This is a genomic window from Kitasatospora sp. NPDC059803 (assembly GCF_042732255.1).
GTDB lineage: Bacteria > Actinomycetota > Actinomycetes > Streptomycetales > Streptomycetaceae > Kitasatospora.
Genome location: NZ_JBHWIJ010000137.1, coordinates 1 through 8,815, shown reverse-complemented (window position 1 = coordinate 8,815; position 8,815 = coordinate 1). Strand labels below are relative to the sequence as shown.

Here is an 8,815-nt window from a genome sequence, read left to right as displayed (position 1 = left end):
GCCCCCGCCGGGGCCCGCGGGGGGGGGGGGGGCTCTGGGGGGGGGGGGGCCCCCACCGCACCCCCCCGCGCGGCCCGGCGCCCGGGGAGCCCTCGGCCGGGGCGCCGGCGGAAACGGAGGCGGAGACGGCGGAAGCGGAGATGGCGGCGGAGACGGCGGAAGCGGAGACGGCGGCGTCGGGCGCGCCGCCCGGGCGGGTGCCGAGCAGGAGCAGCCCGCCGGCGGCGGTGAGGTCCTGCGGGAGGCAGGCCCGGCCGGTGGTGAGCCGGCCGGTGCCGACCAGCCGCAACTCCCCGCCGCCGAACTCCCCGACCCGGCGGTCGTACAACGCCTGTGCGCGTTCGGCGAGTTCGGCGGCGGACCGGGCGAGTCGGCCGCGCAGGACCTCGTAGGTGCCGGCGTCGAGCCGGGCGTCGAGGGCGTCCACCACGTCAGTTCCTCAACTACTCAGTTTCTCGACTGCTCAGGAGATCGGGTACTCAGGCGACTCGGGCGACTCAGGCGTTCACGTTCACCTGGAGCCGTTGACCGACGCCAGCGCCCCGATCGACGTCTCGGCGATCCCCAACTTCTGTGCCGAGGTGAGCAGTTGCCGAAGCTGCCCGGCCTGCTCGCCGCCTCCGGCGCCGATCATCCGCATCAGCAGCGCGGATACCGTCAGGTTCTGCACGTCCGCCGTGGACACCGAGGACAGCACCCGGGTCAGGTCCTCGGTGAAGCTGGCGCTGCCGTCGAGCCAGGGCCCGGCCAGGGCCTGGGCGGTCTGCGAGTGCCCGACGAAGGCGTCGACGCTCTTGGCGGCCGTCACCGACTGCACCAGGCGGTCGAAGAACACCCCGTCCCCGCCGACGATGTCGATCTTCGCCTTCTCCAGCCCGGCCGCGACCAGCGCGGCCTGCGCCTCGGCGATCTGCCGCTGGGTGTCCAGCCCGGCCAGCCGGACGTCCTTCTCGGCGGCCAGCCGCAGCCGGTACTCCTCGTGCCCGCGCGAGGCCTCGTCCAGCTTCGCCATCGCCGCGGCCTTCTCGGTGAGGCCCTCGGCCTCGGCCTTCAGCTTGGCGCCGATCTCCAGCGCGGCGGCCTTCGCCTTCTCGGCCTGGACGGCGGCCTCGGCGCGGCCGACCTTCTCCACCGCCGCGGCCTCCTGCTCGCGCACCTGCACCTGGGCCAGCCCCTCGGCGGCGGCCTCCGCCCGGATGCCCTCGGCCATCCGGATCTTGGCGGTGGCGTCCAGTTCGGCGGTCTGCTGGCGGGCCTCGGCCAGCACCAGCGACTCGCGGGCCTTGTGCGAGGCGGCCTGCTCGGCGGCCTCGGCAGCCTTGATGTCCTTGACGAGCTTCTCCTGCGCCTGCGCCTCGGCCTGGATGATCACCGCGCGGCGGGTGCGCTCGGCGTCCTCGGTGGCGCGCAGCGTCTTGACGGCCTCCTCCTGCTCGGCGACGGTCCGCTCCACCGCCACCCGCTCGCGGACCACGTCGGCGACCTCCCGCCGGCGGGACTCGACCTCCTTCTGCTTGGCCATGGTGGCGAGTTCGGTCTCCCGGTCGCGGCCGATGACCTCCAGCAGGCGGTCCTTCTCGATCCGCTCGTTCTCCACGGCGATCACCCGCTCGCGGTTCTTCTGCGCCACCGCGACCTCGCGGGCCTGGTTCTCGCGCTGCACGCCGAGCAGTTCCTCGGTCCGGAGGAAGGCGGTCTGGGCGTTCAGCCGCTCCTCCTCCTGGACCCGGGCGATCACCGCGTCCTCCGTGGCCCGCAGGGTCTCGATCTCGCGGCGCTGGCGGATCTCGGCGTCGGCCTGGCGGCGCTGGAGTTCGAGGACGGCCTCCCGGGCGTCCACGTTCTGCCGGGTGATCTCCTTCTCCTCGGTGCGCTGGTACTCGTTGGTGCGCACGTGCTCGATCGCCGTCAGCTCGGTGATCTTGCGGATGCCCTGGGCGTCGAGGATGTTGTCGGAGTCCAGCTGGTTCATCGGGGTCTGTTCGAGGTGGTCGATGGCCGCGTCCTCAAGGGTGTAGCCGTTGAGGTCGGTGCCGATGACCGCGATGATCTGGTCCCGGAACTCGTGCCGGTGCGTGTAGAGGTCGGTGAAGTCGAGCTGCTTGCCGACGGTCTTCAGTGCCTCGGCGAACTTGGCCGCGAAGAACTCCTGGATCGCGGACGGGTCGCTGGCGCGGGCGGTGCCGATGGCCTGCGCGACCTTGATGACGTCCTCGACGGTCTTGTTCACCCGCACGAAGAAGGAGATCCGGATGTCCGCCCGGATGTTGTCCCGGCAGATCAGCCCGTCCCGGCCGGCGCGGTGGATCTCCACCGTCTTCACCGAGATGTCCATCAACTCGGCCTTGTGCAGCACCGGGAGGACGATCGCGCCGGTGAAGGTGACGTCCACCTTCTTGGTGCGGGAGACGATCAGCGCCTTGCCCTGCTCGACCTTCTGGAACAGGCGGCCCACGAACAGCAGCATGGCGAGCACGATGAGCAGTACGACGGCGACGAGAATGCCGAAACCCACGGCGATGGTGTCCATCACGGAGTCCTTTGACGAGATGACGAGATGGTGCGAAGTCGAGCGGATGAAAGCGGATGAGAGCGGAGCAAGCAGAGCAGGCGGAGCAAGCAGAGCAAGCAGAACAAAGGGGATAAGGGGATAAGGGAACGCCCGGGGGAGTCAGTCGCCCGGTAGCGCCGGGTCGAACGGCGCCACCAGGAAGTGCTCGCCGTCGGCGTCGTAGTCGAAGATCAGGGCGGTACGGCCGGCCGCCAGCCCGGGCTCCTCGGTGAGCGTGCGGACCTGGACGGTCGCGGTGGAGCCGTCCTCGGCGGTGACCTCCGCCTGCCCGAAGTCGGCCGTCACCCGGCCGGTGCGGATCACGCAGACGCGGCCGACGAAGTCCCCCCGGGTCGCCGGACGGTCCTCGGGGAACAGCCGGGACAGCGGCCGGACCAGCAGCCGGGTGCCCGCCCAGGAGGCGACCAGCGCGACGGCGAACACGCCGCCGCGCGCCGGTGCCCCCGAGGTGAGGACGGTGCCGGCCAGGCTGACGAACCAGGCGAGCGCGACCAGCAGCGACACCGCCACCGTCACGGGCACCCCGCCCAGCCCCAGCGCGCCCAGCACGCCTCCGTGGTGGTGGGCGCCCCGGCCGTCGGCGCCGTGCCCGTCCTGGGCACCGGGTCCCCCGTGTCCCCCGTGGGTCGCGTGCCCCCCGGCACCGTGGCCCAGGTCGCCCGCGTGACCGGCATGGCCGACGTGACCGGCATGCCCGACGCCGTGTCCCCCGTGCAGGGCGTCGAAGCCCAGGCCGCCGACCAGCATCAGCAGCCAGTACCCGACCACCACCACCAGCGCGAAGCTGAACAGCGCCGTCGGAAAAGCCAGCGCGGCCGCGACGAATCCCCCCATCCCGGCCACGCTCCCCCGCTGTTCCCACGGCACCGCACCTCGGCGCCATGGAGATCGTGACAGCGGAGGGGTCGTTCGCACATTGCCAGGATCCGGCAATCTTTACGGCCCTTTGACACCCTGGAACGCACCGCCCGGGGGCGTTTGGCCGCCGTCTACAGCGGCTGCTCCGGCCAGTTGAGCAGCCGGGCCCCCATCGCCGCCGTCTCCAGGGTGAACCGCTGCAGGGCGTCCGACGGGTCGTAGCCGGTCAGCGCCTTGATCCGCTCCAGCCGGTAGCCGAGCGTGCGCACGCTCAGCCCCAGCCGCCGGGCCGCCTCCGCGTTCACGTACGCGGCCTCCGCCTGCACCGCGATGGTGTCCAGCAAGGGGCGGGCGCCGCCGCGCGCCTCGGTCAGCGGGCCCAGCACGCTGCGCACCAGGTCGGCCATCGCCGCCCGGTCGCGCATCAGCACGGGGAAGACCAGCAGTTCCTCGGCCTTCAGCTGCTGTGCCGGCAGGTCCAGCCGGTCCGCGTAGTCGAGCGCGCCCAGCGCCTCCTCGTAGCTGCGCAGCACCCCGGTGGCCCCCGAGTGCCGGCGCCCGGTGGCCACCCGCAGCACCGGGCGGTAGCCGGGGCCGGGGCGCAGCGCCAGGTCGGCGAAGGCCTCCAGGACGGCGCGTTCCGTGTCCGGGACGATGCACACCAGCCGGCCGTCCTTGCCGGCGAGCAGGACGTCCCGCTCGCCGAACCGCCCGACCAGCTCCCGTTCCACCCGGTGCACCAGCGGGTGGACGTCTGCGTACGGCGTGTCGCCGACGGCCACCGCCACCGCGTACGCGCCCGCCAGCCGCAGCCCGAACCGCTCGGCGCGCTCCGCCAGCAGGCCCAGGTCGCTGCGGCCGTACAGCAGGTCGTCGATGAACTCGCGCCGCGCGGACTCCTGTTGGCGGACCGCCATGCGTTGCGCGCGTTCGTGCCCCTCGCCGAGTGCGGCCAGTGCGGCCTCGGTCGCCGCGAGCACGGCGTCGCCGAGCCGGCGCAGTTCCCCGACGCCGCCCGCCGCGGTGATGCCCGGCAGTGTCTGCCAGGCCCGCCGGGTGGCCGACAGGCAGTGCGCGACGACGTCGCGCAGCCCGTACCCGGCCTCGGCGCAGTGCTCGCCGAGCGTGCGCAGGCACTCCAGTTCGTCCCGGCGCAGCAGCCTCCCGGTGCGGGAGGCGTCGGCGAGCAGCCCGAGGTAGACCTCGGCGAGTTCGGTGGGTATGTCGTGCTCGGTCCCCTCGGACACCGCGGTACTCCGCCCCCCGTGACGCGTGATGATCCGGCGCGGAACTTTAGCAGGATCGATACGGCGCCGAACGGTGCGGGGTGGGCGGCTGACCTGGTGCTATCGCGGGCCGGAGGGGAGGTCCGGATCACCGTGTCCATCCGGGACGGCTCGGCCGCCGCCCGTCCACCGCCGGTTCCCCGCCCTCCTTCTTCCCGTCCCCCTCCCTCCGGTCGACGGGGCCGGTCGGCGGGGGTGGGATGGAGGGGTGCGGGCTCCCGTGGTTTGCTCCGCACCCCGGGGAGGGACTAGACATCTAGACGTCTAGATGGACGTCTGGATGTCAGGCCCCCTCCCCCCACGGCCCCACCGAAAGGCCCCGCGCATGTCCCTGGTCAACTTCCGCGACCCCGCCGTCCTCGGCGACCCCGAGGGCCGGCGGATCCGCCCCGGCGTGCTGTACCGCTCCGCCCAGCCGTTCCCGGCCGCCGACGAGGCCACCGTCGCCCAGCTGCGCGCCTGCGACATCCGCACCATCGTCGACCTGCGTGACACCCGCGAGACCGACCCCGCCGACTGGGCCGCCGCCGAGGCCGCCGGGATAGCCGTCGTCGCGGCCCCGGTGAACCCCACCGGCGACGGCCTCGCCGCCCGGATGCGCACCATGGCCACCGCCGCCGACCTCGGCGACTACTACGTGCTGCTGGCCGAGTCCGCGCCCGAGGCCGTCACCGCGGCCGTCGAGGCCGCCGCCCGCCCGGGCGCCGTCCTCCTGCACTGCGCCGCCGGCAAGGACCGCACCGGCCTGCTGACCGCCCTGCTGCTGGACCTCCTCGGCGTGCCCGCCGAGCGGATCGTCGCCGACTACGCCCGCACCGCCGACGCCCTGCCGCAGATCTTCGCCGGCCTCTCCGAGCGCCACCGCACCGCGCTCAACGCCCGCGGCGCCCGGGTCACCGACTCCGAAGGCCGCGAACTCACCATCCCCGCCCCGCTCCTCGACGCCCCGGCGGAGGCCATGGCCGTCTTCCTCGACCGCGTCCGCACCCGCCACGGCGGCGCCGAGGCCTTCCTCCCCGCCTGCGGCGTCCCCGCCGCCACCCTCGGGGCCTTCCGCGCCAAGGCGGCCGCCGCGGCGACCTCGGCCGCCTGACACCCCGGCTTCCGTCGGGCTCAGACGTCCCGCCGCCGCATCAGGACCACCGTCGCCGCCAGCGCGACGGCCGCCCAGGCGCCCAGGGTGATCCAGGAGTCGAGCACGCTCGGCGCGTACTTGCCCATCGTCGTCGAGGAGTTGGGGTTGATCGTCAGCCTCCCCTCGGCGGCGAGCGGCAGGTGGTTGCCGATCTCCTTCAGCCAGCGGTAGCGGTCGCCGCCGAACAGCATCGGCACGATGAACAGCAGCATGACCAGCGAGACGATCGAAGCGGTGGCGTGCCGCAGCAGGGCGCCGAGGGCCATCCCGATCAGCGCGCAGACGGGCACGATCGCCGCGTAGCCGAGGACGGCCCGCAGGCAGCCCGCGTCGGTGATGGAGAGCCCGACGTGCCGGGAGGCCAGCATGGCGTTGCTGCCGAAGAAGGACACCGCGGACACCACCGCCCCGGCGAGCGAGGTGAGGCCGGCGACCAGCACCACCTTGGCCACGGCCACGCCCCGCCGGTCGGGCACGGCGGCGAAGGTGGTGCGGATCATGCCGGTGGTGTACTCGCCGAACACGGTGATCGCGCCGAGGCTGCCGGCCGCGACGGCCATCAGGGCGCCGGAGATGCTGCTGAGGCCGTGGTACAGCGGGTCGTACCGGTACGGCGGGAAGCCGGGCACCGGCGGGCGGGGATGGTCGATGTAGGTCAGGTCGGTGTGGACGGCGTTCAGGTTGACCACGATCGCGGCCAGCGAGGCCAGCGCCAGCACCCAGTACGTGGACCGCAGCGAGCGCAGTTTGATCCACTCGGCGGCGAGCAGGTCGCCGAACCGGGCCCGCGGCTCGGCCGGGCGGGTGCGGGGGCGGGCGGGGGCGAGGGAGGCGGTACTCATCGGGCATCTCCTGCCAGGTATTCGACGCTGTCGGCGGTCAGCGACATGAACGCCGACTCCAGGGACGAGGTACGGGTGGCGAGCTCGTGCAGCACCAGGCCGTGCCGCAGGGCGAGTTCGCCGATCCGGGCGGCGGGCAGCCCGGTCACCACCGCCCCGTCCGGCTCCTGCGCCTGCCGTACGGCCGCCCCTTCGGCCCGCAACACCTCGGCGAGCGACGGCAGTTCGGGCGTCCGGACGGCCACGCTGGTGACGGCGTTGCGGGCGGAGAACTCCGCCAGGCTCTCGTCCGCGATCAGCCGGCCCCGGCCGATCACCACCAGCCGGTCGGCGGTGTGCTCCATCTCGGCCATCATGTGGCTGGAGACGAAGACCGTCCGCCCCTCCTCGGCGAGGCGGCGGAACAGGCCGCGCACCCACAGCACGCCCTCCGGGTCGAGGCCGTTGAGCGGCTCGTCGAACAGCAGCACCGGCGGGTCGCCGAGCAGCGCGCCGGCGATGCCGAGCCGCTGCTTCATGCCCAGCGAGTAGCCGCCGATCCGGCGCCCGGCGGCCTTGCCGAGGCCGACCTCGGCGAGCACCTCGTCCACCCGCCGGAGCGGGATGCGGTTGCCGCGGGCGAGCGCCGACAGGTGGGCCCGGGCGCTGCGCCCGCCGTGCACGTCCTGGGCGTCCAGCAGGGCGCCGACGTGGCGCAGTCCGCGCGGCCGGTCCGCGAAGGGCACGCCGTCCACCGTGACGGACCCCTCGGTCGGGGTGTGCAGCCCCAGGATCATCCGCAGCGTGGTGGACTTGCCGGCGCCGTTGGGGCCGAGGAAGCCGGTGACGGTGCCCGGCCGGACGGTGAAGGTCAACTGGTCGACGGCCGTGGTGGCGCCGTACCGCTTGGTCAGTCGCTCGATCTCGATCACGGGGACAACGGTGCCGTCCGGGGCCCCGGACGGACATCGGGCCGCGGGCCACAACCGCCCGCGGCCGCACTGGCCCGGGGGATTACGCCCTCGGGCCAATGCGCCGCCGCGCGGGCCGCCGCTACCATCGGGCGATGATCACCAACCCTCGTCCGCCCCTGTTCAGGCGCCTGCCGCCGGGCGTGTGGGTGGCGGCGTTCTGGGTGGCCGTCATCACGTTCCGCGGCTTCCAGCGGAGCAACGAGCTGGCCCACCTGTTCCGCTACAACGGCAACTTCGAGGACATGCCGTTGCTGGTCACCGCGGTGGTCACGACGCTGATGGCGTCGCTGCTGGTCCGGCTTCCGCTGCTGGCGGTGGCGATCCCGCTGGCCGCGTGCGCGTTCACGATCGGCATGCGGATCCAGGAGACGGCCGTGGTGCAGCTGCTGCTCGCCGAGGCGGCGATCGGCTACTGCACGGCCACCCGCTCCCGGGCCGTGTCGCTGTGCGCCGCCGCGATGCCGGTCGCCCTGGTGGCCGCCCTGGCGGTCTGGCGGGTGGCGAACGACTACCACACCGACTTCGTCGCCCAGGCCGCGTTCGCCTCGACCGCCGCGATCGCCTGGCTGGTCGGCAACACCGTCCGGCAGAGCCGGGCGCACACCGAGGCCCTGCGCGGCCGCGCCACCGAGCAGGCGATCACCGCCGAACGGCTGCGGATCGCCCGCGAGTTGCACGACATGGTCGCCCACAGCATCGGCATCATCGCGATCCAGGCCGGGATGGGCAGCCGGGTCATGGACACCCAGCCCGCCGAGACCCGCAACGCGCTGAACGCCATCGAGGCGACCAGCCGGGAGACCCTGGCCGGGCTGCGCCGGATGCTCGGGGCGCTGCGCCAGGGCGAGCCGGAGTCCGCGCCGATGGAGGTCGCCCCGGGGCTGGGAGAGTTGGACCGGCTGGTCGAGCAGACGGCCGGCGCGGGCGTGCGGGTCGTGCTCACCCGCCTCGGCGAGCCCCGCCCGCTGCCGCCCGAGGTGGACCTCGCCGCCTACCGCATCGTGCAGGAGGCGGTCACCAACGTGGTCAAGCACTCCGGCACCCGGGACTGCCGGGTCACCGTCGACTACGGCCCCGAGGAGGTCGCCGTCACCGTCGTCGACCTCGGCGCGGGGGGGGGGGCGGGGGGGGGGCGCGCGGGGCCGCGGGGGCACGGGGCCGCGCGCCGC

Annotated in this window: 8 protein-coding genes; 2 read left to right on the top strand and 6 right to left on the bottom strand. The window is 73.8% G+C overall.

The features are described 5' to 3' along the window. The 4 genes from ACFV6I_RS21790 to ACFV6I_RS21775 all read right to left on the bottom strand — a co-directional run. The coding region (locus ACFV6I_RS21790; RefSeq protein WP_380427106.1) for a DNA repair ATPase at window positions 1-430 on the bottom strand (430 nt) is incomplete at its 3' end. An 81-nt stretch (window positions 431-511) separates the two neighbouring features. Continuing rightward, complete coding sequence (locus ACFV6I_RS21785) at window positions 512-2,530, bottom strand: flotillin family protein (RefSeq protein ID WP_380427104.1); 2,019 nt, start codon at window positions 2,528-2,530, stop codon at window positions 512-514. 141 nt (window positions 2,531-2,671) lie between these two features. Then, entirely contained in the window at window positions 2,672-3,406 is a 735-nt protein-coding gene (locus ACFV6I_RS21780) for a hypothetical protein (protein WP_063349444.1), read from the bottom strand. Window positions 3,407-3,561: 155 nt separating this feature from the next. Beyond that, complete coding sequence (locus ACFV6I_RS21775) at window positions 3,562-4,677, bottom strand: PucR family transcriptional regulator (RefSeq protein ID WP_380427102.1); 1,116 nt, start codon at window positions 4,675-4,677, stop codon at window positions 3,562-3,564. A 364-nt stretch (window positions 4,678-5,041) separates the two neighbouring features. On the opposite strand from ACFV6I_RS21775, the gene ACFV6I_RS21770 reads away from it, so the two are divergent. Further along, complete coding sequence (locus ACFV6I_RS21770; protein ID WP_063349445.1) at window positions 5,042-5,809, top strand: tyrosine-protein phosphatase; 768 nt, start codon at window positions 5,042-5,044, stop codon at window positions 5,807-5,809. Window positions 5,810-5,829: 20 nt separating this feature from the next. Here ACFV6I_RS21770 and ACFV6I_RS21765 read toward each other — a convergent pair whose 3' ends face one another. Both ACFV6I_RS21765 and ACFV6I_RS21760 read right to left on the bottom strand, forming a co-directional pair. Beyond that, entirely contained in the window at window positions 5,830-6,693 is an 864-nt protein-coding gene (locus tag ACFV6I_RS21765; protein WP_380427100.1) for an ABC transporter permease, read from the bottom strand. After that, window positions 6,690-7,604, bottom strand: a complete 915-nt coding sequence (locus ACFV6I_RS21760; protein WP_363368815.1) for an ATP-binding cassette domain-containing protein — start codon at window positions 7,602-7,604, stop codon at window positions 6,690-6,692. The genes ACFV6I_RS21765 and ACFV6I_RS21760 overlap by 4 nt, the downstream gene beginning before the upstream one ends. 134 nt (window positions 7,605-7,738) lie before the next feature. Here ACFV6I_RS21760 and ACFV6I_RS21755 point away from each other — a divergent pair. Continuing rightward, window positions 7,739-8,815, top strand: a 1,077-nt coding sequence (locus tag ACFV6I_RS21755) for a sensor histidine kinase (protein WP_380427098.1), incomplete at its 3' end; no start/stop codon positions are given.

Excerpts from the sequence above, each read along its gene's own strand:
- ACFV6I_RS21785 (WP_380427104.1), bottom strand. The coding sequence starts at position 2,530 with ATGGACACCATCGCCGTGGGTTTCGGCATTCTCGTCGCCGTCGTACTG.
- ACFV6I_RS21780 (WP_063349444.1), bottom strand. The coding sequence starts at position 3,406 with ATGGGGGGATTCGTCGCGGCCGCGCTGGCTTTTCCGACGGCGCTGTTC.
- ACFV6I_RS21770 (WP_063349445.1), top strand. The coding sequence starts at position 5,042 with ATGTCCCTGGTCAACTTCCGCGACCCCGCCGTCCTCGGCGACCCCGAG.
- ACFV6I_RS21765 (WP_380427100.1), bottom strand. The coding sequence starts at position 6,693 with ATGAGTACCGCCTCCCTCGCCCCCGCCCGCCCCCGCACCCGCCCGGCC.